The 24,133-nt window shown below is 62.7% G+C and carries 19 protein-coding genes and 4 tRNA genes; 2 read left to right on the top strand and 21 right to left on the bottom strand.

Features of this window, described 5'->3' with window-relative positions; genetic code table 11:
• Positions 1-83: 83 nt before the first annotated feature.
• The 20 genes from JET17_RS07980 to leuC form a co-directional block, all read right to left on the bottom strand.
• Positions 84-160, bottom strand: a tRNA-Asp gene (locus tag JET17_RS07980).
• A 138-nt stretch (positions 161-298) separates the two neighbouring features.
• Positions 299-375: transfer RNA gene (locus tag JET17_RS07975), tRNA-Asp, on the bottom strand.
• Between the two features lie 101 nt (positions 376-476).
• Positions 477-553 (bottom strand) — tRNA-Asp (locus JET17_RS07970).
• A gap of 80 nt (positions 554-633) precedes the next feature.
• Positions 634-709 (bottom strand) — tRNA-Val (locus JET17_RS07965).
• Between the two features lie 226 nt (positions 710-935).
• Positions 936-1,709, bottom strand: coding sequence for an SDR family oxidoreductase (locus tag JET17_RS07960; protein WP_012313471.1), 774 nt, complete (start codon positions 1,707-1,709; stop codon positions 936-938).
• Complete coding sequence (locus JET17_RS07955; protein ID WP_012313470.1) at positions 1,706-2,917, bottom strand: O-succinylhomoserine sulfhydrylase; 1,212 nt, start codon at positions 2,915-2,917, stop codon at positions 1,706-1,708. The genes JET17_RS07960 and JET17_RS07955 overlap by 4 nt, the downstream gene beginning before the upstream one ends.
• 16 nt (positions 2,918-2,933) lie before the next feature.
• Entirely contained in the window at positions 2,934-4,439 is a 1,506-nt protein-coding gene (gene purF, locus JET17_RS07950; RefSeq protein WP_012313469.1) for an amidophosphoribosyltransferase, read from the bottom strand.
• A 42-nt stretch (positions 4,440-4,481) separates the two neighbouring features.
• The gene (locus tag JET17_RS07945) at positions 4,482-5,039 is read right to left on the bottom strand and encodes a CvpA family protein (protein ID WP_012313468.1); all 558 of its coding nucleotides are present in this window, start codon (positions 5,037-5,039) and stop codon (positions 4,482-4,484) included.
• Between the two features lie 117 nt (positions 5,040-5,156).
• The gene (locus JET17_RS07940) at positions 5,157-5,822 is read right to left on the bottom strand and encodes an SPOR domain-containing protein (RefSeq protein ID WP_012313467.1); all 666 of its coding nucleotides are present in this window, start codon (positions 5,820-5,822) and stop codon (positions 5,157-5,159) included.
• A 4-nt stretch (positions 5,823-5,826) separates the two neighbouring features.
• Positions 5,827-7,113 (bottom strand): bifunctional tetrahydrofolate synthase/dihydrofolate synthase, encoded by a 1,287-nt coding sequence (gene folC, locus JET17_RS07935; RefSeq protein WP_012313466.1) that lies wholly within the window; start codon positions 7,111-7,113, stop codon positions 5,827-5,829.
• Positions 7,113-8,006: an acetyl-CoA carboxylase, carboxyltransferase subunit beta gene (accD, locus tag JET17_RS07930; RefSeq protein WP_012313465.1), complete on the bottom strand. Its 894-nt coding sequence runs from the start codon at positions 8,004-8,006 to the stop codon at positions 7,113-7,115. The genes folC and accD overlap by 1 nt, the downstream gene beginning before the upstream one ends.
• A gap of 223 nt (positions 8,007-8,229) precedes the next feature.
• A complete protein-coding gene (locus JET17_RS07925) occupies positions 8,230-8,850 on the bottom strand; it encodes a phosphoribosylanthranilate isomerase (RefSeq protein WP_012313464.1) in 621 nt (206 codons plus the stop codon).
• Between the two features lie 60 nt (positions 8,851-8,910).
• A complete protein-coding gene (gene truA / locus JET17_RS07920; RefSeq protein WP_012313463.1) occupies positions 8,911-9,765 on the bottom strand; it encodes a tRNA pseudouridine(38-40) synthase TruA in 855 nt (284 codons plus the stop codon).
• A gap of 98 nt (positions 9,766-9,863) precedes the next feature.
• Complete coding sequence (locus JET17_RS07915) at positions 9,864-12,554, bottom strand: FimV/HubP family polar landmark protein (RefSeq protein ID WP_012313462.1); 2,691 nt, start codon at positions 12,552-12,554, stop codon at positions 9,864-9,866.
• A gap of 70 nt (positions 12,555-12,624) precedes the next feature.
• Complete coding sequence (locus JET17_RS07910) at positions 12,625-13,629, bottom strand: aspartate-semialdehyde dehydrogenase (protein WP_012313461.1); 1,005 nt, start codon at positions 13,627-13,629, stop codon at positions 12,625-12,627.
• A gap of 141 nt (positions 13,630-13,770) precedes the next feature.
• Positions 13,771-14,883, bottom strand: coding sequence for an aspartate-semialdehyde dehydrogenase (gene asd / locus JET17_RS07905; RefSeq protein ID WP_012313460.1), 1,113 nt, complete (start codon positions 14,881-14,883; stop codon positions 13,771-13,773).
• Between the two features lie 63 nt (positions 14,884-14,946).
• Complete coding sequence (gene leuB / locus JET17_RS07900; RefSeq protein WP_012313459.1) at positions 14,947-16,029, bottom strand: 3-isopropylmalate dehydrogenase; 1,083 nt, start codon at positions 16,027-16,029, stop codon at positions 14,947-14,949.
• Between the two features lie 54 nt (positions 16,030-16,083).
• Positions 16,084-16,848 carry a class I SAM-dependent methyltransferase gene (locus tag JET17_RS07895; protein WP_012313458.1) on the bottom strand — a complete coding sequence of 255 codons (765 nt, stop codon included), beginning with the start codon at positions 16,846-16,848 and terminating at the stop codon, positions 16,084-16,086.
• A 149-nt stretch (positions 16,849-16,997) separates the two neighbouring features.
• Entirely contained in the window at positions 16,998-17,642 is a 645-nt protein-coding gene (gene leuD, locus JET17_RS07890) for a 3-isopropylmalate dehydratase small subunit (RefSeq protein ID WP_012313457.1), read from the bottom strand.
• Positions 17,639-19,072, bottom strand: a complete 1,434-nt coding sequence (gene leuC, locus JET17_RS07885; RefSeq protein ID WP_012313456.1) for a 3-isopropylmalate dehydratase large subunit — start codon at positions 19,070-19,072, stop codon at positions 17,639-17,641. The genes leuD and leuC overlap by 4 nt, the downstream gene beginning before the upstream one ends.
• 130 nt (positions 19,073-19,202) lie before the next feature.
• Here leuC and JET17_RS07880 point away from each other — a divergent pair, with 130 nt between their 5' ends.
• Complete coding sequence (locus JET17_RS07880) at positions 19,203-20,081, top strand: LysR family transcriptional regulator (RefSeq protein ID WP_012313455.1); 879 nt, start codon at positions 19,203-19,205, stop codon at positions 20,079-20,081.
• 61 nt (positions 20,082-20,142) lie between these two features.
• Complete coding sequence (locus JET17_RS07875) at positions 20,143-23,439, top strand: PAS domain S-box protein (RefSeq protein WP_012313454.1); 3,297 nt, start codon at positions 20,143-20,145, stop codon at positions 23,437-23,439.
• A gap of 119 nt (positions 23,440-23,558) precedes the next feature.
• Here JET17_RS07875 and JET17_RS07870 read toward each other — a convergent pair whose 3' ends face one another.
• The gene (locus JET17_RS07870) at positions 23,559-24,002 is read right to left on the bottom strand and encodes an Hsp20 family protein (RefSeq protein WP_012313453.1); all 444 of its coding nucleotides are present in this window, start codon (positions 24,000-24,002) and stop codon (positions 23,559-23,561) included.
• Positions 24,003-24,133 lie beyond the last annotated feature (131 nt).

The following is a 24,133-nucleotide window of genomic DNA, read 5'->3' as shown; positions in this document are numbered from 1 at the left end:
TTGCAGGCGCGCAAATGAAAAAAGCGACCCTAAGGTCGCTTTCTCGTTTGCTTCGAAGCGTTCAAGGGGCTTCGAGGCGAAGATGGCGCAGCGGACGGGACTCGAACCCGCGACCCCCGGCGTGACAGGCCGGTATTCTAACCGACTGAACTACCGCTGCGTATCGCTCGGGCTTTCGCCCGGTTGAAACTGTGATCCACCCATGCGGCCAACAAGCCTCAGGGCAGGCACAAAAAAAGCGACATTAAGATCGCTCTTTTTGCTGCTTCGAAGCGTTCAAGGGGCTTCGAAACGAAGATGGCGCAGCGGACGGGACTCGAACCCGCGACCCCCGGCGTGACAGGCCGGTATTCTAACCGACTGAACTACCGCTGCGTATCGTTCAGGCTTGCGCCTGATTGAAACTGGGATCAGCCTTAGGCAATTTTGCCTTTAGGCTTCAGACCGGTGCCAGGCACCCATCTGTTACTGAAAAATGGCGCAGCGGACGGGACTCGAACCCGCGACCCCCGGCGTGACAGGCCGGTATTCTAACCGACTGAACTACCGCTGCGCATAGTGGCTTATCAGGCCTTGTTCCTCTCCGGCGATCTGCTTCTTTCGAAGCATCCTGCACCAGGAACGCTCAGGAAGTGGTGGGTGATGACGGGATCGAACCGCCGACCCTCTGCTTGTAAGGCAGATGCTCTCCCGGCTGAGCTAATCACCCTCGCGATGTTGCTTGTTGCGTTTGCTTCGCTGAGGCCGCGAAATTTACGCAGGTGCCGATGCTAAGTCAATAGCCCCGTTGAATTTTTTTTGAAAAGGGTGGGAGCACAGCTGCAAGCTTCAGGCTGCAAGCCGCAAGAAAAAGCCAGGTGGCGCTGGCCCGATTTCCAAGCCCCAAAATGACGAAGGGACCTCACGGCCCCCTCTTGTAGCTTGTAGCTTGCAGCTCAGGTGTAGATCATCTTGCGCGTCATGCCGCCATCGACCACGAACTCTTGGCCAGTGACGAATGCCGCCTGGCGCGACAACAGCCAGGCAACCATTGCTGCCACGTCTTCCACCGTCCCTACCCTGCCCGTCGGATGCTGGGCATGATCGGCATCGCTCAACGGCTCGGCACGGCGTTGCGCAGGGTCACGCGTATCGATCCAGCCCGGGCTCACGGCGTTGACGCGGATCTCCGGGCCCAGGCTCATGGCCAGGGCATGGGTCAACGCCACCAGGCCGCCCTTGCTTGCGGCGTAGGCCTCGGTATCTGGCTCGGACTGCCGGGCACGGGTCGAGGCCAGATTGACGATCGCACCATTGTGGGCTCGCAAGTAAGGCGCGCAGTGCTTGGCCAACAGCATCGGGCCGCTGAGGTTGACCGCCAGCACACGGTTCCATTGCGCCAGGCTCAGGCTCTCCAGGGTCTGGTTATGCGGGTTGGCGATGGCCGCGTTGCACACCAGCGCGTCCAGCCGCCCGAACTGCCCCAACACCTCGGAAACCCCGGCACTGACCTGAGCTTCGTCGGCTACGTCCATGCTGATGAACCAGGCGTTTTCACCCAGGGCCTTGGCAACCTTGGCGCCGCGAGGGCGGTCCAGGTCGCTCAGCACCACCTGCCATCCTTCGCAGATCAACCAGGCAGCAATACCCAGGCCGATGCCGCGTGCGGCACCGGTTACCAGGGCTACCCGGCCGTTATGGCCCGGCCCGCCGCCCTTCCAGTCGATCACAGCGCTGCCAGCCCACGCGCAAGGTCGGCCTGCAGGTCGGCCACATCTTCCAGGCCGACGGCAACGCGGATCAGGCTGTCGCGAATACCTGCAGCCTCACGCTCCTGCGGCGTCAGGCGGCCGTGAGAGGTGGTGGCCGGGTGCGCGATAGTGGTCTTGCTGTCACCCAGGTTGGTGGTGATCGAGATCACCCGCGTTGCATCGATGAAGCGCCAGGCGCCTTCCTTGCCACCCTTTACCTCGAAACTCACCACCGCACCAAAACCGCTCATCTGGCGCTTGGCCAGTTCGTGCTGCGGATGGCTTGGCAAGCCGGCGTAATGCACCTTCTCGATACCCTCCTGCTGCTCCAGCCACTCGGCCAGCTGCTGAGCGCTCTCGCAGTGCGCACGCATGCGCAGCTTGAGGGTTTCCAGGCCTTTGGTGAAGATCCAGGCGTTGAACGGGCTGAGGGTCGGGCCGGCGGTGCGCAAAAAGCCCACCACTTCTTTCATCTGCTCGCTGCGCCCGGCAACAACGCCGCCCATGCAACGGCCCTGGCCGTCGATGAACTTGGTAGCGGAATGGAACACGATGTCAGCGCCAAGCTTGAGCGGCTGCTGCAGTGCAGGTGTGCTGAAGCAGTTGTCCACCACCAGCATGGCACCACGGGCATGGGCAATTTCTGCCAGCGCGGCAATGTCCACCAGTTCGGCCAGCGGGTTGGAAGGCGACTCGAGGATCAGCAGCTTGGTATTGGCCTTGATGGCCTCGTCCCAACCCGCCAGATCGACCAGCGGCACGTAGTCCACCTGCACGCCGAAACGCTTGAAGTACTTCTCGAACAGGCTGATCGTCGAGCCGAACACGCTCTGCGACACCAGCACATGGTCGCCGGCGCTGCACAACGACATCACCACGGCCAGAATCGCTGCCATGCCGGTAGAGGTGGCCACGGCCTGCTCTGCACCTTCCATTGCCGCCAGGCGCTCCTCGAAGGCACGCACGGTCGGGTTGGTGTAGCGCGAGTAGACGTTGCCCGGGGTTTCACCGGCAAAGCGAGCAGCCGCATCGGCAGCCGTGCGGAAGACATAGCTGGAGGTCAGGAACAGCGCTTCGCTGTGCTCCGCCTCCGGTGTACGGTTCTGACCGGCACGCACCGCCAGGGTGTCGAAGCCGACACCCTCGAGGTCACTGTCCAGTCGCCCGGCATCCCATTGATCCGTCATGCCGTCGCTCTCCAAATCAGTTGTTGTAGAGGTCGATGATCGCGCTGACCGCCTGGTTTTTCACCTTGGCCAGGTCATTGCGAGCCTGCTCGATGCGGTCGAGGTAGGCCTCGTCGATGTCGCCGGTGACGTATTCACCGTTGAACACCGCGCAATCGAAGTGCTCGATCTTGATCTTGCCGCCACCGACCGATTCGATCAGGTCCGGCAGGTCCTGATAGACCAGCCAGTCGGCGCCGATCAACTCGGCCACCTGATCGGTGGTGCGGTTGTGGGCGATCAGCTCGTGAGCGCTCGGCATGTCGATGCCGTAGACGTTGGGGTAACGCACTGCAGGGGCCGCGGAACAGAAGTAGACGTTTTTCGCGCCGGCTTCGCGGGCCATCTGGATGATCTGCTTGCAGGTGGTGCCGCGTACGATCGAGTCGTCGACCAGCATCACGTTCTTGCCGCGGAACTCCAGCTCGATGGCGTTGAGCTTCTGGCGCACCGATTTCTTCCGTGCAGCCTGGCCGGGCATGATGAAGGTACGGCCAATGTAGCGGTTCTTCACGAAACCTTCGCGGAACTTGACGCCCAGGTGGTTGGCCAGCTCCAGGGCGGCGGTGCGGCTGGTGTCAGGGATCGGGATGACCACATCGATGTCGTGGTCAGGGCGCTCGCGCTGGATCTTTTCGGCCAGCTTCTCGCCCATGCGCAGGCGCGCCTTGTATACCGAAACGCCATCCATGATCGAGTCCGGACGGGCCAGGTAGACATGCTCGAAAATGCACGGTTGCAGTTTCGGGCTTTCAGCGCACTGCTTGGTGTACAGCTGGCCTTCTTCGGTGATGTACACCGCTTCGCCCGGCGCCAGGTCGCGGATCAGGGTGAAGCCGAGCACGTCCAGGGCAACGCTTTCCGAGGCGATCATGTACTCAACGCCTTCGTCGGTATGACGCTGGCCGAACACCACCGGGCGAATGCCGTTAGGGTCACGGAAGCCGACAATGCCGTAGCCGGTAACCATTGCCACCACCGCGTAACCGCCGACGCAGCGGCTGTGCACGTGGGAAACGGCGGCGAACACGTCTTCTTCGGTCGGCTGCAGCTTGCCACGCACCGCCAGCTCATGGGCGAACACGTTCAGCAGCACTTCCGAGTCGGAGTTGGTGTTGACGTGGCGCAGGTCGGACTCATAGATCTCCTTGGCCAACTGCTCGACGTTGGTCAGGTTGCCGTTGTGCGCCAGGGTGATGCCATACGGCGAGTTGACGTAGAACGGCTGGGCTTCGGCCGAGGTCGAGCTGCCCGCAGTCGGGTAACGGACGTGGCCGATACCCATATGGCCTACCAGGCGCTGCATGTGGCGCTGCTGGAAGACATCGCGCACCAGGCCATTATCCTTGCGCAGGAACAACCGGCCGTCGTGGCTGGTCACGATACCTGCAGCGTCCTGGCCGCGGTGCTGGAGGACCGTAAGCGCGTCATACAGCGCCTGATTGACGTTCGACTTACCGACGATACCGACGATGCCACACATGCGACGCAACCCCTACTTTGATGAAACTTGAGTGAATAGCGCTCAAGGCTTTGCAGGCCCGAGCAACTGTTCCTTGAACGGGAGATCAGCCGGAGTGCTGATCACCCCACTGGACATCCACTGGCTGGTGAAACCCAGAATCAGGTTCTTGGACCAGTCAGCGACCAATAGAAATTGTGGTATCAGGCGAGATTCCTGCCACCAGGTATCCTGTTGCACCGGCCCCAGGCTGAGCAGACCGATGGCGACCACCACCAGCAAGGCTCCGCGCGCCGCGCCAAAGGCCATGCCGAGAAAACGATCGGTACCGGACAGCCCGGTCACGCGGATCAGCTCACCGACCAGGAAATTGACCATCGCGCCCACCAGTAGGGTGGCGACGAAAAGAATGGCGCAGCCAGCAATGATGCGCATCGATGGGGTCTGGATGTAGCTTTCAAGATACACCGAGAGCGACCCACCGAACATCCAGGCGACGGCACCGGCAATGATCCAGATGAGCAGGGACAAGGCTTCCTTGACGAAGCCGCGCTTGAGACTGATCAGTGTGGAAACGGCGATGATCGCGATGATCGCCCAATCAACCCAGGTAAATGCCACGGTGCTGCCTGCAGACGTTTGAGGCGGCGCATTTTACCAGAGCAAAGGGCCGGGAGTAAGCGGAATGTCAGGCCGATTGGCTAGCCCGCAGATGGGCTGCAGGGCAGCCCCCTGGAATCAACCGCGTTCTGGCTGGAAACGGATCACAAAGCCCTTCAGCTTCTGCTGCCGATTGATTGCATCACGCAGGCGCTCAGCCTCGGCACGCTCGATCAGCGGCCCCACATATACCCGATTCATGCCACCGGCCGAACGGATGTAGGCATTGTAACCCTGGCTGCGCAGGGTTTTCTGCAGGCTCTCGGCCCCGGCGCGATTGGACAGGCTAGCCAGCTGGATCGACCAGCTCACCGGCAAGCCGTTGACGTCGATTTTCGACGGCGCGGTAGCGGTTGCTGCCGGCGCAGGTGTAGTGGCCGGTTGCACTTGGGCCTTGGACGCCGAAGCAGGCGCCGACGCTTGCGGCTTAGGCTGGATCTGAGCCTGGGTTTGCGGCGACGGCGTGATCGGCTGGCTCGGCGTGGCCACCGGGGCCGAGGATTCGTTGACCACTACGGGCGCCTGCTGCGCCTCTTGCGGCAGCGGTTGCGGCTCGGGCACGGCAACCGGCTCTACCTTGACTTCAGGCAAGCTCGGCATCGCTGGAGCCTGCGGGGCCTCTACGCGCACCTGACGCATTTCGTCCTCGCGGGTGAACAGCATCGGCAGAAAAATAACCGCCAGCGCCACCAGCACCAACGCACCCACCATGCGCTGTTTCATCCCTTTATCCAGCACTGCCATCTACTCACCCCTCCAGGGCCTGCTGCCCCAGCCATTCCAGGGCCTCGGCAACACAGAAAAACGAACCGAACAGCAGGATCTGGTCATCCGCCGTCGCCTGAGCGCATTGCCCATCAAGAGCGGCGCCGACGCTGGCATAAGACTTCACCGACGCGCCGAGGTTCGTCAAGGCGCCGACAAGCTCGGCGGCCGGACGGCTGCGCGGTGACTGCAAAGGCGCCACCGCCCAGTCATCGACCAGGCTCTGCAACGGCGCCAGAACGCCTGGCAGATCTTTGTCCGCCAGCAGGCCGAAGACTGCCAGGCGCCTGCCCTTGAGCGATTGCATTGACAGACGATGCGCCAGATATTCTGCTGCATGAGGGTTATGCCCCACATCCAGCAACAGCTCCACGCGCTTACCTTGCCAACTGAGCGTGCGACGGTCCAGCCGCCCGGTGATACGGGTATCGAGCAGTGCCTGACGGATTTGCCCGGCATCCCAAGGGAGCCCCATCAGCAGGTAAGCCTGCAGGGCCAGGGCGGCGTTTTCCATCGGCAGGTCGAGCAGCGGCAGGTCTGACAGCTCCACTCCTGAGCCGTCTGCCGCAGTACCACGCCAGCACCAGGTGGTATCGGCGCTGGCAAGATCGAAGTCACGACCCCGCAGGAACAACGGCGCAGCCAGTTCACGCGCCTTGTCCAACAGTGGCCGAGGAGGATCCAGGTCACCGCACAGTGCCGGTTTGCCCGGGCGGAAGATGCCAGCCTTCTCGAAGGCCACCAACTCGCGGGTATCGCCCAGGTAATCGATATGGTCGACGCCGATACTGGTCACCAGGGCCAGGTCGGCATCGACGACGTTCACCGTATCCAGACGACCACCCAGGCCCACTTCAAGCACCACGGCATCCAGCCCGGACTGGTAGAACAGCCAGAATGCCGCCAGGGTGCCCATCTCGAAATAGGTCAGGGAAATCTCGCCTCGCGCCGCCTCGACGGCAGCAAAGGCTTCGCAAAGGTGCTCATCACTGGCCTCCTGGCCATCGATCAGCACCCGTTCGTTGTAACGCAACAGGTGTGGCGAGCTGTACACGCCAACCTTGAGCCCCTGGGCACGCAGCATCGACGCCACGAAGGCACAGGTCGAGCCTTTGCCGTTGGTGCCGGTGACGGTCACCACACGAGGCGCCAGCTTGCCCAGGGCCAATCGTGCAAGCACCTTTTGCGAACGCTCCAGCCCCATGTCGATGGCCGAGGGGTGCAACTGCTCGAGGTAGGCGAGCCATTCGCCCAGGGTTCTGTCTTTCATCAGGCGACCGCAGCGGCCTCGCGTGCCTGCTCGGGAGTTTCCTGGCCGGTCATCTGCGCCAGCAGACGAGCGAGGCGTGGGCGCAGCTCGCCACGCGAGATGATCAGGTCGATGGCGCCGTGCTCCAGCAGGAACTCGCTGCGCTGGAAGCCTTCAGGCAGCTTCTCGCGCACGGTCTGCTCGATCACGCGCGGGCCGGCAAAGCCGATCAGCGCCTTTGGCTCACCGACAATGACATCGCCGAGCATCGCCAGACTGGCGGAAACACCGCCGTAGACCGGATCGGTCAATACGGAGATGAACGGAATGCCTTCTTCGCGCAGGCGGGCCAGCACGGCCGAGGTCTTGGCCATCTGCATCAGCGAGATCAGTGCTTCCTGCATGCGCGCACCACCGGAGGCCGAGAAGCAGATCATCGGGCAGCGGTTTTCCAGGGCATGATTGGCGGCGCGGACAAAACGCTCACCGACGACGGCACCCATCGAGCCACCCATGAAGGAAAACTCGAAGGCACTGACCACGATCGGCATGCCCATCAGGGTACCGCTCATGGAGATCAGGGCGTCCTTCTCGCCGGTCTGCTTCTGGGCACCGACCAGGCGGTCCTTGTACTTCTTGCCATCGCGGAATTTCAGACGGTCGACCGGCTCCAGCTCAGCGCCCAGCTCGGCACGGCCTTCAGCATCGAGGAAGATGTCGATACGCTGACGTGCGCCAATGCGCATGTGGTGGTTGCACTTGGGGCAGACATCCAGGGTCTTTTCCAGCTCCGGACGATACAGCACGGCCTCACAGGCTGGGCACTTGTGCCACAGGCCTTCTGGCACCGAGCTCTTCTTCACCTCGGAACGCATGATCGAAGGGATCAGTTTGTCGACTAACCAGTTGCTCATGCTTTATTTCTCCAGTATTGGCGGGCGGGGACCAGTCTGGCCGGCCATGCCCTGCCCTTTGAGCTCAAATTCTTCTGTCAAACGATGACGGACCGGCCACAGGGGCTGCCTGCGTACCGCACCGTCTTCAACGTATTCTTTGGCCAACCGGCATGCCGGCAGCCGCCCCGCAGGGCTGCGATAGCTATGGACGATGGCGCGCAGCCAGCCGTCACATCTGGCATCACGCCTGTTTCACCGCACGCATGAACGCTTCGATCTTCGCCGCGTCCTTGATGCCCTTGGCCTGCTCCACACCACCACTGACATCCACCGCATACGGCCGCACCTGGGCGATGGCCTGGCCGACGTTGCCGGCCGACAAGCCTCCGGCGAGAATGATCGGCTTGCTCAGCCGTGAAGGCACCAGCGACCAGTCGAACGCCTCGCCAGTACCACCGGGTACGCCGGCAACATAGGTGTCGAGCAGGATGCCACGCGCACCGGCATAGTGCCGGCAGGCAGCCTCCAGATCGTCACCCGGGCGCACTCGCAGCGCCTTGATCCACGGGCGGTGATACCCTTCGCAGTCAGCCGGGGTTTCGTCGCCGTGGAACTGTAGCAGGTCCAGCGGCACAGCCTCGAGGATCTCGTTGAGTTCGCAGCGCGAGGCGTTGACGAATAGGCCGACCGTGGTCACGAAGGGTGGCAGCTCGGCCATGATTGCCCGCGCCTGGCGCACGTCGACGGCGCGCGGGCTTTTGGCATAGAAAACGAAGCCGATGGCATCGGCCCCCGCCTCGGCGGCGGCAAGCGCGTCTTCTATGCGGGTAATCCCGCAGATCTTGCTGCGAACATTGCTCATGGACTGCAAACCCTGAGAAAACACTGAAAGGCCCGATGGTAGCAAAAGCGTTTTCGCCCGTCAGTCGGCCAACGCCTCGTAGCCGGTCAGAAAGTGTGGACCAATGTAACGCTGTGGCAGCTGGAATTCCTCCGGGTACTCCACCTGAACCAGGTACAGGCCGTACGGATGGGCCGTCACACCGCCTTCACGCCGGTTGCGCCCTTCCAGCACTTCACGGGCCCAGCCCGCAGGGCGCTCACCCGCACCAATGGTCATCAGCACACCGGCAATATTGCGCACCATATGGTGCAGGAAAGCGGTGGCCCGCACATCCAGCACGATCATCTGCCCGTGACGGGTGACCCGCAGGTGATGGATATGCTTGATCGGCGACTTGGCCTGGCACTGGCTGGCGCGAAAGGCACTGAAATCGTGGGTACCCAGCAGGAATTGCGCAGCATCGGCCATGCGCTCTACATCAAGCGGCCGGTGATTCCACGTCACTTCCTCGGCCAGGTGTGCCGGGCGGATCGGGTCGTTGTAGATGACATAACGGTAGCGCCGGGCGGTGGCCTTGAAGCGTGCATGGAAATCCGCAGGCATCGGCCGCGACCAGACCACACTGATGTCATGGGGCAGGTTGAAGTTGGTGCCCAGGGTCCAGGCGCGTTCGTCGCGATTGGCGCGGGTATCGAAATGCACGATCTGCCCACAACCATGCACACCGGCGTCGGTACGCCCGGCGCAGACCACCGTGATGGGCTCGTTGGCCACTTTCGACAGGGCTTGCTCCAGCGCCTGCTGGACACTGGGCACACCGCTGGCCTGGCGTTGCCAGCCGCGGTAGCGCGAACCCTTGTATTCCACGCCCAGGGCAATGCGGGTGAAGCCTTCGGCGGCCGATTCGGTGGCAGCGGTGTCGATGATGTCCAAGAGCGTGAAACCTGTGGGGCAATACGAAGTGCCGGGGATTATAACGACAACGGCAGCCTTGTTGGGCTGCCGTTGGTTTTACGCTGCAGGTGAGGCCTTCAGACCAGCCGGGACAGCATGTCTTCGGCTTCCTGACGCTGAGTGTCGTCGCCATCCTTGACTACTTCATCGAGGATGTCACGCGCCCCCTGATGGTCACCCATGTCGATGTAGGCACGTGCCAGATCGAGCTTGGTGGCCACTTCGTCGCTGCCGGAGAAGAAATCGAAGTCCAGATCGTCCAGGGGTTCCGGCTCTTGGGCAGCGTCTGCAGCAGTGAAGTGCGACTCCAGCGACGGCGACTCGAGGTTCTGCGACAGCTTGTCCAGTTCAGCGTTGACGTCACTGAGCTCCGAAGCAAAGCTCTTGGCGGCCGGTGACTGGTCATCCAGCGACAGCGACAAATCGAAGTCTTCTGGCAGCTCCAGCTCGGAAATCGGGTCGAACTCAGGGATGGAATCGAAAGCTGCCAGTTCGGCAGCAACGTCGACCGGCTCTTCCTCGACCGGTTCGGCAACGCTCGGCTCACCCATGTCCAGGTCGAAGTCCGCCAGATCATCGACGCTCTGTGGCTCGGCCTGAGCCTGCGCCAGCAAGGCTTCGAAATCGGCATCGGCGTCTGCTTCCTGCACAGCAGGATCAGCGGCGGCGAGCGGCTCATCATTTACCTGCAGATCCGTCAATGCGGCTTCATCGAGCATCGGCGGTTCAAGTTCGCTCAGGGGCAGATCGTCACTCAGGTCAAGGTCGAATGCACTGTCCAGACCATTGTCATCAAGGGCAGGCGCTTGAGCAACCGCCTCGATTTGCGACTCAGGTTCAGGTTCAGACTCAGCAACAGCTTCAGGCTCAGGCTCAGGCTCAGGCTCGGCATCGACCTCTGCCGGCGCCTGCGGCTGATCCTGCAACAGATCCTGGACGTACTGCTCATCCAGCTCGGCAGCCAGCGCCGCAGCCCCCAGCCCTGCCGCGGCAATGCCAAGCATGGCCGGGTAGTGCTCCTTGAGCTGACTGACCTGCGCGATATTCTCTTCGCTGCCCGGCAGCTTGCGCTCCTGCTCTACGAATGCGCTGTGGTCACCCTGGCGCGCGTAAACCTCCATCAGCTTCAACCGCAGGCCATCCTGCTCCGGTTGCGCAGCGACGGCCGTCTCCAATAGGTCCGCCGCGTGATTGAGACGGCCGCGGGCCAAGCTCTGCTCGACCTCTGCCAGCAGCTCGGCATTCGGGTCCTGTGCCGGTAATGGCACGCCAACGGGGGCCGGGGCAACGGGTTTTTCCGCCGCAACGGCTGCAGCAGCCGAAGCCGCTACCACCGCCGGCGACAGGGTTACGCCAGGCGCCGATACTTCCAGCTCATCGAAGCTGCTCGCAGGCAGGTCGAGGTCGGGGTTACGCTCGCCTTCCTCAGCCAGTGCCCGCGCCATGCGCAGGTGCTTTTCGGCCTCCTGCTGGGCTTTGCGTCGGCGCGCCAGCAGCAACAGCAGCAACAACAGCACGAGGAATGCGGAACCTGCGATCAGGCCCAGCACCAACGGATTCCCCAGCATCTCATCCAGCGCGCCCGGCTGCTGGCCGACAGGAGCATCCTCGCCAGCCGGGGCAGAGCCAGGCGCGGTGTCGACGGCAGCCGGCGCCGGTGCCACGACGGGATCGGCGGGCGGCATCTGGGTGTTATCTGCAGGCTGCGCCGGGGCCGACTCACCAGGCAAGGTGGCGGCCGGGGCGGGTTCCCCGGCGGCACCCTGTGCCTCCAGGCGTGCCAACTGGTCGTTCTTGAGCTGAATGAGGCGCTGCAGCTTGTCCAACTGGCTCTGCAGGTCACTCATCCGGCTCTTGAGTTCTTCATTGTCACGACGGCTGGTGTCCAGGCTCTCCTGGGCCACGGCCAGCTTGTCGTTGAGCGCCTTGGCATCGCCAGCGCCAGGCTGGTTGCCTGGGCTGACCAGGCGCAGGTTATCGCCTTGGGCTATACGCTCAGGCGCCGCGTCGGCGGCGCCGCGACGGGTGGCGTCCAGCTGCCGGGCGCGGGGGCCTAGGCGCCGGCCCTCACGCCAGGCGGCGTACTGTTCGGCCACTTCGCGATTGGCCTCGACCTGCGGGATGCTCTGGACCTGCTGCTGATCGGGCAGGCGCAACACCTGGCCAACCTTCAACTGGTTGATATTGTTGCCGATAAAGGCATCCGGGTTCAGCGCCTGAATGGCGATCATTGTCTGCTGCACCGAGCCACCACTTTGGGTATTGCGCGCAGCAATCTGCCATAGGGTATCGCGGCGTTTGGTGGTGTAGCTGCCGGCGCTGCTGGTTGCCGGGGTGACATTGGCCGCGGCAGGCTGCTCGCCCTGAGCCTTGGCCTGGTCGAGCAGCACACTGTAGTCACGCAGCAGGCGCCCCTGGGGCCACATCACCTGGACCAGAAACTTTACCACCGAACCCGGCAGCGGCTGGCTGGAGGTTACCCGCAGTACGCTCTTGCCATTGGGGTTGATCACCGGGGTAAAGGTCAGGTCCTCGAGGTAGCCCGGATACTCCACCCCGGCCTTGCTGAACTCTTCCGGCGGCGCCAGGCTTGGCGCCACTTCGGCAGCGGTGAGGTCGCGCACATCGAGCAATTCGATCTCGGCGTCCAGCGGCTGGTTCTGCGCCGATTTGAGCGTCAGTTCACCCAACCCCAGGGCATTCGCCATGCCAGATGACAGCGCCGACGCTGCCGCCATGGCCAGAACCAGTTTGCGAATTCGAAGCATGACCTCATCCCTTGTATGAATCGTCCCGAAACCGCAAGCGGTGCGGGACAAAAGTGCTCGCCAGTATCTTTTACGCTATGTGTTTAATCAACAATTGCGCCACCTGCACGGCGTTTAGCGCAGCGCCCTTGCGCAGGTTGTCGGTGGTCAGCCACAGGTTGAGCTGCCGGTCTTCGTCAACACCATGGCGTACACGACCAACATAGACCACGTCTTGCCCTACTGCGTCCCCTACCGGGGTCGGATAATCATCCCGCTCGACCAACTCGACACTGTCGGCACCCTCCAGCGCGGCATTGACCGCAACAAGATCCACCGGATTACGGCTCTGTACCGCCACACTGAAGCTATCGCCAAAAAACACCGGGACTTGAACGCAGGTCACGGAAATCTTCAGTTCCGGCTGGCCCAACAGCACCGGCAGCTCATCAACCAGGCGGCGCTCGAGCGCGGTGTGGCCCTGCTCGTCTGCCGCACCGACCTGGGCCAGCAGGTTGAACGCCACCTGGCGATCGAAGAAACGCGGCTCCAGCGGGCGGGCGTTGAGCAGCTCGGCGGTCTGCCGGGCCAGTTCGTTAACAGCCTCCCGGCCCTGGGCAGACACCGCGAGCGCGGCCATGACCTGCACGCGCTCGATCTCCACCAGCCCCTTCAGTGGCGCCAGCGCGACGGCCAAGGCCACGGCTGCGGCACTGGGGCTGGCGATGCACGCCGGCAGCGCCAGGCCGGCGATGCGCTCGGCATTGGCTTCAGGCACGACCGCCAGGGCGTCATCCAGGCCGCCAGACAGGTCAATGACCGTGCAGCCGGCCTCACGGGCCTTGCTGGCAAAGCTACGACTGACGGCCGGGCTGGCGGCGAAGAAGGCCAGTTTGACCTGGGTGAAATCGAAACTGTCGACTTCACGCACTTTGACCTTCTTGCCGGCGAACATCACGCTGCTGCCCGCCGACTCCATGCTGGCCAGCAGGTGCAGCGTGCCGACCGGGAAGTGCAGTTCTTCGAGAATCTGTACCAAGGTTTCACCGACACTACCGGTGGCGCCGACGACGGCGATGTCCAGGGGTTGGGTCATGGAGAGGATCCTTTTTGCTGTAACGGCGGGGGCGGCACTTTACTCGGATTGTACCGTTTTGTCTGTGCTGGCCCTGTGGGGCGCGCACATAAAAAAACCCGCGCTGTCGCCAGCGCGGGTTTTCTGTTCAACCCAGAACGATCAACGCTCCAGCAGAATCCGCAGCATGCGGCGCAGCGGCTCGGCAGCACCCCACAGCAGCTGATCGCCGACGGTGAACGCGCCCAGATATTGCGAGCCCATGTTCAGCTTGCGCAAACGGCCCACCGGAATGTTCAGGGTACCGGTGACGTTGGTCGGGGTCAGTTCCTGCATGCTGATCTCGCGCTGGTTCGGCACCAGCTTCACCCACGGGTTGTGCTGGCTGATCATGCCTTCGATATCGGCCAGTGGCACGTCCTTGTTCAGCTTGATGGTCAGCGCCTGGCTGTGGCAGCGCATGGCGCCGATGCGCACGCAGATGCCATCGACCGGGATCGGGCTCTTGAAGCGGCCGAGGATCTTGTTGGTTTCGGCCTGAGCCTTCCACTCTTCACGGCTCTGGCCGTTCGGCAGCTCCTTGTCGATCCATGGGATCAGGCTGCCAGCCAAGGGCACACCGAAGTTCTCAGCCGGGTAGGCTTCGCTGCGCATGGTCTCGGCCACCTTGCGGTCAATGTCGAGGATGGCGCTGGCCGGATTGGCCAGGTCATCGGCCACTGCCGCGTGGGTAGCACCCATCTGCTTGATCAGCTCGCGCATGTTCTGCGCACCGGCACCCGACGCCGCCTGGTAGGTCATGGCGCTCATCCACTCGACCAGGCCCGCTTCGAACAGGCCGCCAAGGCCCATCAGCATCAGGCTGACGGTGCAGTTGCCGCCGATGTAGTTCTTGGTACCGGCATCGAGCTGCTGGTCGATCACCTTGCGGTTGACCGGGTCGAGCACGATCACTGCATCGTCCTGCATGCGCAGCGACGAGGCAGCATCGATCCAGTAACCCTGCCAGCCGGCTTCACGCAGTTTGGGGAAGACCTCGTTGGTGTAGTCGCCGCCCTGACAGGTCAGGATCACGTCGAGGGTCTTGAGTTCTTCAATCGAATAAGCGTCCTTGAGCGGAGCAATATCCTTGCCCACGTTCGGACCTTGGCCACCGACATTGGAGGTGGTGAAGAACACCGGCTCGATCAGGTCGAAGTCCTGCTCCTCCAGCATCCGCTGCATGAGCACGGAACCGACCATACCGCGCCAACCGATCAGACCTACACGTTTCATCGCAACTACACCTTTGCTAAAAGTGGGCCGCCACCGAACAAAAACGGTGGCGGGCCGGAGAGATTACAGATTCTGCAGCGCGGCGACTACTGCGTCGCCCATTTCCTGCGTACCTACCTTGCTGCAACCGGCCGACCAGATGTCACCGGTACGAAGGCCCTGGTCCAGGACCTGGCTCACCGCCTGCTCGATGGCCTCGGCTGCGGCCTGCTGGTTGAAGCTGTAACGCAGCATCATCGACACCGACAGGATGGTCGCCAGCGGGTTGGCAATGCCCTGGCCGGCGATGTCCGGCGCCGAACCGTGGCACGGCTCGTACATGCCCTTGTTGTTGGCATCGAGCGACGCCGAAGGCAGCATGCCGATGGAGCCGGTCAGCATGGAAGCCTCATCCGACAGGATGTCACCGAACATGTTGTCGGTCACCATCACGTCGAACTGCTTGGGCGCGCGCACCAGTTGCATCGCGGCGTTGTCGACATACATGTGGCTCAGCTCGACATCCGGGTAGTCCTTGGCCACGTCCTCGACCACCTCACGCCACAGCTGGCTGGAGGCCAAGACGTTGGCCTTGTCCACCGAGCACAGCTTCTTGCCACGCACACGGGCCATGTCGAAGCCGACGCGGGCGATACGGCGCACTTCGCTCTCGCTATACGGGAGGGTGTCGTAGGCCTGACGCTCGCCGCCTTCGAGTTCACGCTGGCCGCGCGGGGCACCGAAGTAGATACCGCCGGTCAGCTCACGGACGATGAGGATGTCCAGGCCCGAGACGATTTCCGGCTTGAGCGACGAGGCATCGGCCAGTTGCGGGTAGAGGATGGCCGGGCGCAGGTTGGCGAACAGGCCCAGCTGCGAGCGGATTTTCAGCAGGCCGCGCTCAGGGCGGATGTCACGCTCGATCTTGTCCCACTTCGGCCCGCCCACAGCGCCCAACAGGACGGCATCGGCCTGGCGCGCGCGTTCCAGGGTCTCGTCGGCCAGCGGCACGCCGTGCTTGTCGATGGCAGCACCGCCGATCACGTCGTGCTCGAGGCTGAAGCCGAGCTGGAACTTGTCGTTGGCCAGCTCCAGCACCTTGACCGCCTCGGCCATGATTTCCGGACCAATGCCATCACCTGGGAGAATCAGAATCTGCTTGCTCATGCTTTCCTCTATCCATTCAAGCGGTGCGGCCAGCCCGGCCGCACCGTAAAAAACTCAGCGCTCTGCCCACAACACGATCACGTCGGTGCTGAACGAGCCGTCTGCTTCAATCTGGTAATACTGCCGCACTTCCTCGCCCATCGCTTGCTGCAACTGGCGAATGGCCACGCGCAGCGGATCGGGCGTGCGCATGCGTTCGACCCACGAGTTCCATTCCAGGCGCAGGCGTTGGCGGGTGTGGCTGCGGGCATGCAGGCCAGCTTCGCTGACTTGGCGCTGCCACTCGGTGGCAGAATAATCGCGTACGTGGCTGGTGTCGCGCAGCACTTCAACCGTTTGCAAATAGGTATCGAGCAACGGACTGCCCGGCGACATCACGTCAATCAGGGCTGCCACCCCGCCCGGCTTCAACACCCGCCGTACTTCGCGCAACGCCACACCCAGGTCGCTCCAGTGGTGCGCCGAATAGCGGCTGAAGACGTAGTCGAACGAGGCATCGGCGAATGGCAGGCGTTCAGCGGCACCACGCTCGGTGGTGATATTGCCCAGGCCGCGCTCGGCGGCGGCGCTGGCAACCACGTCAAGCATCGACTGCGACAGGTCGTAGGCGACCACCTCTGCCACCAGAGGCGCTACGTGGAAGCTGACATGACCGGCACCACAGCCCAGGTCCAGCACGCGAGCCGCACCCTGCCCCGCCAGCTCGGCTTGCAGCAGGGCGAATTCACTGCCCTGGGCGTGCACGGCGCTGCTGAGGTAGGCACTGGCCTGTTCGCCGAACTGGCGTTGGACCACATCGGTGTGGGTGGTGCTGGTCATGGGCGCATTCCTTTTGATTTTGGGTTGTCTCTACGGCCGCTATCGCCGGCAAGCCGGCTCCCACACCGCCCCCACAGGCCCAGAAACCTGTGCAGTTGCTGTGGGTCCCGGCTTGCCGGCGATGAGGCCAGCAAACCCGATTACATCATTCAGGCATCACGGAACAGCCAGGGCTGTGCAGCGCGGTGCTTGCCTTCGAACGCCTTGATCGCTTCGCCGTCCTGCAAGGTCAGGCCGATATCGTCCAGGCCGTTGAGCAGGCAGTGCTTGCGGAACGCATCGATCTCAAAGTGCAGCACCTTGCCGTCCGGACGGGTCACAGCCTGCGCCTGCAGGTCGATGGTCAACTGGTAGCCAGGGTTGGCTTCGACCTGCTTGAACAGTTCTTCCACTTCCTCATCGCTCAGGATGATCGGCAGCAGGCCGTTCTTGAAGCTGTTGTTGAAGAAGATGTCAGCGAAGCTCGGCGCGATCACGCTGCGGAAGCCGTATTCGTCCAGCGCCCAAGGGGCGTGCTCACGGCTCGAACCGCAACCGAAGTTCTCCCGCGCCAGCAGCACGCTGGCACCCTGGTAGCGTTCGTGGTTGAGCACGAACTCCTGGTTCAGCGGGCGCTTGCTGTTGTCCTGGTAAGGCTGGCCCACGTCCAGGTAACGCCACTCGTCGAACAGGTTGGGGCCAAAGCCGGTACGCTTGATCGACTTGAGGAACTGCTTGGGAATGATCTGATCGGTGTCGACGTTGGCACGGTCCAACGGCGCGACGAGACCGGTGTGCTGGGTAAAGGCTTTCATGCTGCGCTCCCTTGGATCAACTCGCGAACATCGATGAAGTGGCCAGTCACCGCCGCAGCGGCAGCCATGGCCGGGCTGACCAGGTGGGTACGGCCCCCAGCGCCCTGACGCCCTTCGAAGTTACGGTTGGAGGTGGACGCGCAATGCTCGCCGCTTTCCAGGCGGTCCGGGTTCATCGCCAGGCACATAGAGCAGCCTGGCTCACGCCATTCGAAACCGGCCTCGAGGAAGATCTTGTCCAGGCCTTCACGCTCGGCCTGGGCCTTTACCAGGCCCGAACCCGGCACGACGATGGCCTGCTTGACGGTGGCAGCCACCTTGCGACCTTTGGCGATTTCAGCTGCGGCTCGCAGGTCTTCGATCCGCGAGTTGGTGCAGGAGCCTATGAACACACGGTCCAGATGGATATCGGTAATCGCCTGGTTGGCGCGCAGGCCCATGTACTTGAGGGCGCGCTCGATCGAGCCGCGCTTGACCAGATCGGCCTCGGCGGCTGGGTCCGGCACACGCTGGTCGACGGCCAGGACCATCTCGGGCGACGTGCCCCAGCTGACCTGCGGCTTGATCTGCGCTGCATCGAGCTCGACCACGGTGTCGAACACCGCATCGTCATCGGATACCAGGTCTTTCCACGCCTCGACTGCACGCTCCCACTGCTCGCCTTTGGGCGCATAAGGGCGGCCTTCGACGTAAGCAATGGTGGTGGCATCGGTGGCAACCAGACCGACCCGCGCACCGGCCTCGATCGACATGTTGCAGATGGTCATGCGGCCTTCCATGGACAGCTCGCGGATGGCGCTACCAGCAAATTCCATGGCGTGGCCGTTGCCACCGGCGGTACCGATCTTGCCGATCACGGCAAGCACGATGTCTTTGGCCGTCACGCCGGCGGGCAATGTCCCCTCGACGCGCACCAACATGTTTTTCATCTTTTTGGCGACCAGGCACTGGGTGGCGAGCACGTGCTCGACCTCGGAGGTGCCGATGCCATGGGCCAAGGCACCGAAGGCGCCGTGGGTGGAAGTGTGCGAGTCACCGCAGACCACGGTCATGCCGGGCAAGGTGGCGCCCTGCTCGGGGCTGATGACGTGAACGATGCCCTGACGCACGTCATTCATCTTGAATTCGACGATGCCGTATTCGTCACAGTTCTCATCAAGGGTCTGCACCTGCAGGCGTGACACCTGGTCGACGATGGCCTCGATCCCGCCCTTGCGTTCCGGGGTGGTCGGCACGTTGTGGTCCGGGGTAGCGATGTTGGCATCGATGCGCCACGGCTTGCGGTTGGCCAGGCGCAGGCCTTCAAAGGCCTGGGGCGAGGTCACTTCGTGAATGATATGGCGGTCGATGTAGATCAAGGACGAGCCGTCATCACGGCGCTTGACCTCATGGGCTTCCCAGAGTTTGTCGTAGAGCGTTTTGCCAGCCATCAGACTGTTCCTCATCAGCGTCTTTCTATGCCAAAGACCCCTTGGCTTGTACGGACGATGCTATGGCGATAGATTGAATAACTCAAATTCATAATTTTCATGCTTTGCATAACCATCAGGAATTCGAACAATGGACCTGGCCAACCTCAGCGCCTTCATTGCCATTGCCGAGACCGGCAGCTTCTCCGGGGCCGGCGAACGCCTGCACCTGACCCAACCGGCCATCAGCAAGCGCATTGCCGGGCTGGAGCAACAGCTGGACGTGCGCCTGTTCGATCGCCTGGGCCGCGAGGTGACCTTGACCGAAGCCGGCCGCGCCCTGCTGCCGCGCGCCTATCAGATCCTCAACGTCCTCGATGATACCCGACGTGCGCTGACCAACCTGACCGGGCAGGTGAGTGGTCGCCTGACCCTCGCCACCAGCCATCACATTGGCCTGCACCGCTTGCCCCCGCTGCTGCGGGCATTCACCCGCCAGCACCCGGCCGTTGCGCTGGATATCCAGTTCCTCGATTCAGAAGCGGCCTATGACGAGGTTCTGCACGGGCGCGCCGAGATAGCGGTCATCACCCTGGCGCCAGAGCCCCATCACCTGATCAAGGCCATCCCCGTCTGGGACGACGCACTGGATTTCGTCGCCGCCCCCGAGCACCCGCTGGCCAGCAATACCCAGGTCAGCCTGGCTGACGTTGCCCGCCATCCGGCGGTATTCCCCGGTGGCAATACCTTCACCCACCACATCGTCCAGCGCCTGTTCGAAAGCCAGGGCCTGGCCCCGAACATCGCCATGAGCACCAACTACCTGGAAACCATCAAGATGATGGTCTCGATCGGCCTGGCCTGGAGCGTGCTCCCGCGCACCATGCTCGACGATCAGGTTGCACCCATCGCTTTACCCGGCATACAGCTGTCACGCCAGCTAGGCTACATATTGCATACCGAGCGAACGCTATCGAACGCCGCAAGGGCCTTCATGGCCCTGCTCGACAGTCACGCAGGGGCCGCCTGACCGGTCGTCAGGCCTGCACTTCCAACCCAGGGACGCGTCAAACGCCAAAGGTCTGGTACCCATGCCCAAATCAGCAAAACGCTTTCCGCGCCTGCCGCGCATCCCTGCGGCCAATCCTCAGGAGTCGGAACAGGCCTGGCAGAACGCCCCGCAACTGCTGGCTGCGCTCAATGGTGCACGCCTGGGCGCCTGGCTATGGGACATCGACAGTGGCAGAGTCAGCTGGTCGCGCGGCACCCAGGCACTGTTCGGCTTCGATCCGCAGCGCCCCTTGCCCAACGATATCGATTACCTCGACCTGCTGCCGGAAGAAGATCGCGCGCGCACGCGCCAACTGTTCCAGGCAGTGGTCAATGGTGAGCCGGCCGAGAAAGCCATGCGCCATCGCATCCGCTGGCCGGACGGCAGCCTGCACTGGCTGGAAATCAACGGCAGCCTGACCCACGACCGCCAAGGCCGGCCACAGATGATCGGGATAATCCGCGAGATAACCCGCCAGCGCGAACGGGAAACCGCACTGATCAACTCGGAAAAACGCTTTGCCACCCTGTTTCACCTCAGCCCTAACGCGATTCTGCTCACCCGCCGCCAAGACGGCATGATTTTCGAAGTCAACCAGCATTTCGAAGACATGTTCGGCTGGCCTGGCGAACAGGTGATCGGCAAGACCAGCTTGGAACTTGGCCTCTGGGTAACCCCCGAACAGCGTCACCAGGTACTGGATTCGACTCGCTCCAGCAGCGGCCCGACCATCATGGAGGTGCAGTTGCGTGCCAGCAGCGGCAAAATCCACGACGGCATTCTGTGCACCCAGGGCATCGAACTGGAAGGCGTGACGTTCCTGCTCAGCACCTTCGTCGACACGTCCGAGCGCAAACGTGCCGAGCAAGCGCTCAAGGATAGCCAGGAACGCCTTGATCTGGCCCTGGACTCGGCGCAACTGGGCACCTGGGATTGGCACATCCCCAGCGGCATGCTCTATGGCTCGGCCCGTGCCGCGCAACTGCACGGACTGGACCCGATACCCTTTCACGAATCGTTCGACGCATTTTTCGAAGGCGTGCCCCAGGACGAACGCGATGGCATGCGCCAGGCCTACCGCAGCCTGCGCGAAGGCCCAGAAGGCAACTACCAGATCACCTACCGCGTGCAGCTGGAAAACGGCGCTTCGCGTTACATCGAAAGCCGAGCACGCCTGTACCGCGACGAGCAGGGTAACCCGCTGCGCATGGCCGGCACCCTTCTGGACATCACCGATCAGGTCGAGCGCGAGCTGCGCCTGAGCGCATCGGAAGAGAAGTTCGCCAGCCTGTTCCAGGTCAGCCCCGATCCGATCTGCGTGACCCGCCAGGACACCGGTCAGTTCATCGAGATCAACCCGGCCTTCACCCACACCTTTGGCTGGAGCGCCGAACAGGTGATCGGCCGCACCGCCGAAAAGATCGGCCTGTGGGCCGAGTCGATCGAACGCGCGCAACGCATCGAACGGGTTATCCGCGAACAGGCCCTGAGCAACGTTGCAGTGGTGGTCAACCACCGCAACGGCTCACCACTGACCTGTGTGATTTCAAGCCGGCTGATCAGCGTCGACAACCACCCCTGCAGCGTCACCACCCTGCGCGACATCACCCAGCAGCAACGGGCCGAAGCAGCGCTCAAGTCCAGCGAGGAGAAGTTCGCCAAGGCGTTTCATTCCAGCCCGGACGCGATCACCATCACTGAGCGCCACAGCGGCCGCTATGTGGAGGTCAACGATGGGTTCTGCAGGCTGACCGGCTACAGCACCGCCGAAGTGATCGGCCACAGTGTCTACGAGCTGGGTATCTGGGCCGACGACAAGCAGCGCAGCGCTTTGCTCGTCGAGCTGAAGGAGCGTGGCCGGGTACACCACCGGGAGATGCTCGGGCGCACCAAGCGTGGCGACATCCTCACCGTGGAGGTATCGGTCGAGCCGATCAGCCTCAACGAGACCGATTGCCTGCTACTCACCGCCCGCGATGTCAGCCAACTGAAGAATGCCCAGGCGCAGATCCGCCACCTGGCCTACCACGACCCACTGACCAACCTGCCCAACCGCGCCTTGCTGATGGACCGCCTGAGCCAACAGATCGCCCTGCTGCGCCGGCACAACCTGCGCGGCGCCCTGCTGTTCCTCGACCTCGACCATTTCAAGCACATCAACGACTCCCTCGGCCACCCGGTGGGCGACACGGTGCTGAAGATCATCACCGCTCGCCTGGAAGCCAGTGTGCGCCTGGAAGATACGGTGGCACGCCTGGGTGGCGACGAATTCGTGGTACTGCTCAGTGGCCTGGAGGGCAGCCGCGAGGCAGTGGAAAACAAGGTTCGCGAGCTGGCCGATACCCTGCGCGAACTGCTGGCCGAACCTATGTCGCTGGACGGCCAGCGTCTACAGGTAACCCCGAGCATCGGCGTGGCACTGATCCCCGACCACGGCACCACCCCCGCCGACCTGCTCAAACGCGCCGACATCGCCCTGTACCGCGCCAAGGACTCAGGGCGCAACACCACCCAGTTGTTCCATACCACCATGCAGAAGGCAGCCAGCGAGCGCCTGCGCATGGAAAGCGACCTGCGCCTGGCACTGGCACGGGGCGAACTGGCCTTGCACTTTCAGCCCCAGGTGGATGCCCGCGACAACCGCATTGTCGGGGCCGAGGTACTGTTGCGCTGGCATCACCCGCAATTGGGCCAGCAACCGCCGGCTCAGTTCATCCAGGTGCTGGAGGAAAGCGGCCTGATCCTGGAAGTTGGCAGTTGGATACTCGACGAAGCCTGTGACGCTTGCTCGCGCATGCTCACAGACGGGTTGATCGATGCCGATGATTTCAGCCTGTGCGTGAACATTAGCCCCCGGCAGTTTCGCCAGAACGACTTCGTCCAACGGGTGCTGCGCAGCCTGGACGACTACCGCCTGCCACGGCACATGCTCAAGCTGGAGATTACCGAAGGCATCGTGATCCAGAACCTGGAAGACACCATCAGCAAGATGCGCGAACTCAAACGCCATGGGGTGAGCTTCGCCATGGACGATTTTGGTACGGGCTATTCCTCGCTGACCTACCTCAAGCGCTTGCCGGTGGACGCACTGAAGATCGACCAGACCTTCGTGCGCGACGCACCAGTGGATTCCAACGACGCCGAGATTGTCCGGGCAATCGTCGCCATGGCGCGCAGCCTTGACCTGGCGGTGATCGCCGAAGGCGTGGAGCTGACAGAGCAACTGGAGTTTCTGGAAAGGCTGGGGTGCCACCTGTACCAGGGTTACCTGCACAGCCGGCCGCTGCCGCTACCGGAGTTCAGGCAGATGCTGCTGGAAGCCCCCGCCGATTTCTGAGCATCGAAAAAAGGATTTGGGGCCGCCAGGCGGCCCATCGCAGGCAAGCCGGCCCCCACAAGGTAGGAGCCGGCTTGCCGGAGATGGGCTGCGTAGCAGCCCTGATAACGCCGCCAGCCTCAGTTGAGTGCTGGCTTGTCACCATTGATCGGAATGCGCTTGGCCTTGGCTTCTTCCGGCACAATGCGCAGCAGGTCAATGCTGAGCAGCCCATTGGCGAGCCCTGCTGATTTGACCTCGATATGGTCCGCCAGGCGGAACGACAGCTTGAACGCGCGCTGGGCGATGCCCTGGTGCAGATAGGTCACTTCTGCGGCGCCGTTTTCACGCTTGCCACCGATCACGGTCAGGACGCCTTTCTCCACCTGAAGGTCGAGGTCCTGCTCCTGGAAACCGGCTGCGGCAACTACGATGCGATAGTGGTCATCACCATGCTTTTCAACGTTGTAGGGAGGGTAGCTGCTACCCGCCTCGTTACGTGCCGCAGACTCGAACAGGTCGTTGAAACGGTCGAAGCCAACGGAATGGCGGAACAGAGGTGCAAGAGAGAAAGCGGTAGTCATGGTCATAAACTCCTGAGATTCAGCAAGTAAAGTCACTACGCGACCCGACTTCGGCATCGCGTACTGAATAAATAGGGCTCAGGAAATAGCTTTCAAGGGGCAAAACAAAAAAAATTGTGGTGAATTTACCG

The sequence above is a fragment of the Pseudomonas putida genome (assembly GCF_016406145.1).
Taxonomy (GTDB): Bacteria; Pseudomonadota; Gammaproteobacteria; order Pseudomonadales; family Pseudomonadaceae; genus Aquipseudomonas; species Aquipseudomonas putida_E.
The sequence above is the reverse complement of the archived record's forward strand: the minus strand, read 5'-3'. Positions and strand labels throughout refer to the sequence as shown.

What these genes read in the sequence shown, in the direction of transcription:
- purF (WP_012313469.1), bottom strand. Translation starts at nt 4,439, where the DNA reads ATGTGTGGCATCGTCGGTATCGTCGGTAAGTCGAACGTCAATCAGGCG.
- folC (WP_012313466.1), bottom strand. Translation starts at nt 7,113, where the DNA reads ATGAAAGACAGAACCCTGGGCGAATGGCTCGCCTACCTCGAGCAGTTG.
- JET17_RS07940 (WP_012313467.1), bottom strand. Translation starts at nt 5,822, where the DNA reads ATGGCAGTGCTGGATAAAGGGATGAAACAGCGCATGGTGGGTGCGTTG.
- leuB (WP_012313459.1), bottom strand. Translation starts at nt 16,029, where the DNA reads ATGAGCAAGCAGATTCTGATTCTCCCAGGTGATGGCATTGGTCCGGAA.
- JET17_RS07955 (WP_012313470.1), bottom strand. Translation starts at nt 2,917, where the DNA reads ATGACGGATCAATGGGATGCCGGGCGACTGGACAGTGACCTCGAGGGT.
- JET17_RS07910 (WP_012313461.1), bottom strand. Translation starts at nt 13,629, where the DNA reads ATGACCCAACCCCTGGACATCGCCGTCGTCGGCGCCACCGGTAGTGTC.
- leuC (WP_012313456.1), bottom strand. Translation starts at nt 19,072, where the DNA reads ATGGCTGGCAAAACGCTCTACGACAAACTCTGGGAAGCCCATGAGGTC.
- JET17_RS07925 (WP_012313464.1), bottom strand. Translation starts at nt 8,850, where the DNA reads ATGAGCAATGTTCGCAGCAAGATCTGCGGGATTACCCGCATAGAAGAC.
- JET17_RS07875 (WP_012313454.1), top strand. Translation starts at nt 20,143, where the DNA reads ATGCCCAAATCAGCAAAACGCTTTCCGCGCCTGCCGCGCATCCCTGCG.
- JET17_RS07870 (WP_012313453.1), bottom strand. Translation starts at nt 24,002, where the DNA reads ATGACTACCGCTTTCTCTCTTGCACCTCTGTTCCGCCATTCCGTTGGC.
- JET17_RS07895 (WP_012313458.1), bottom strand. Translation starts at nt 16,848, where the DNA reads ATGACCAGCACCACCCACACCGATGTGGTCCAACGCCAGTTCGGCGAA.
- accD (WP_012313465.1), bottom strand. Translation starts at nt 8,006, where the DNA reads ATGAGCAACTGGTTAGTCGACAAACTGATCCCTTCGATCATGCGTTCC.
- leuD (WP_012313457.1), bottom strand. Translation starts at nt 17,642, where the DNA reads ATGAAAGCCTTTACCCAGCACACCGGTCTCGTCGCGCCGTTGGACCGT.
- asd (WP_012313460.1), bottom strand. Translation starts at nt 14,883, where the DNA reads ATGAAACGTGTAGGTCTGATCGGTTGGCGCGGTATGGTCGGTTCCGTG.
- JET17_RS07915 (WP_012313462.1), bottom strand. Translation starts at nt 12,554, where the DNA reads ATGCTTCGAATTCGCAAACTGGTTCTGGCCATGGCGGCAGCGTCGGCG.
- JET17_RS07880 (WP_012313455.1), top strand. Translation starts at nt 19,203, where the DNA reads ATGGACCTGGCCAACCTCAGCGCCTTCATTGCCATTGCCGAGACCGGC.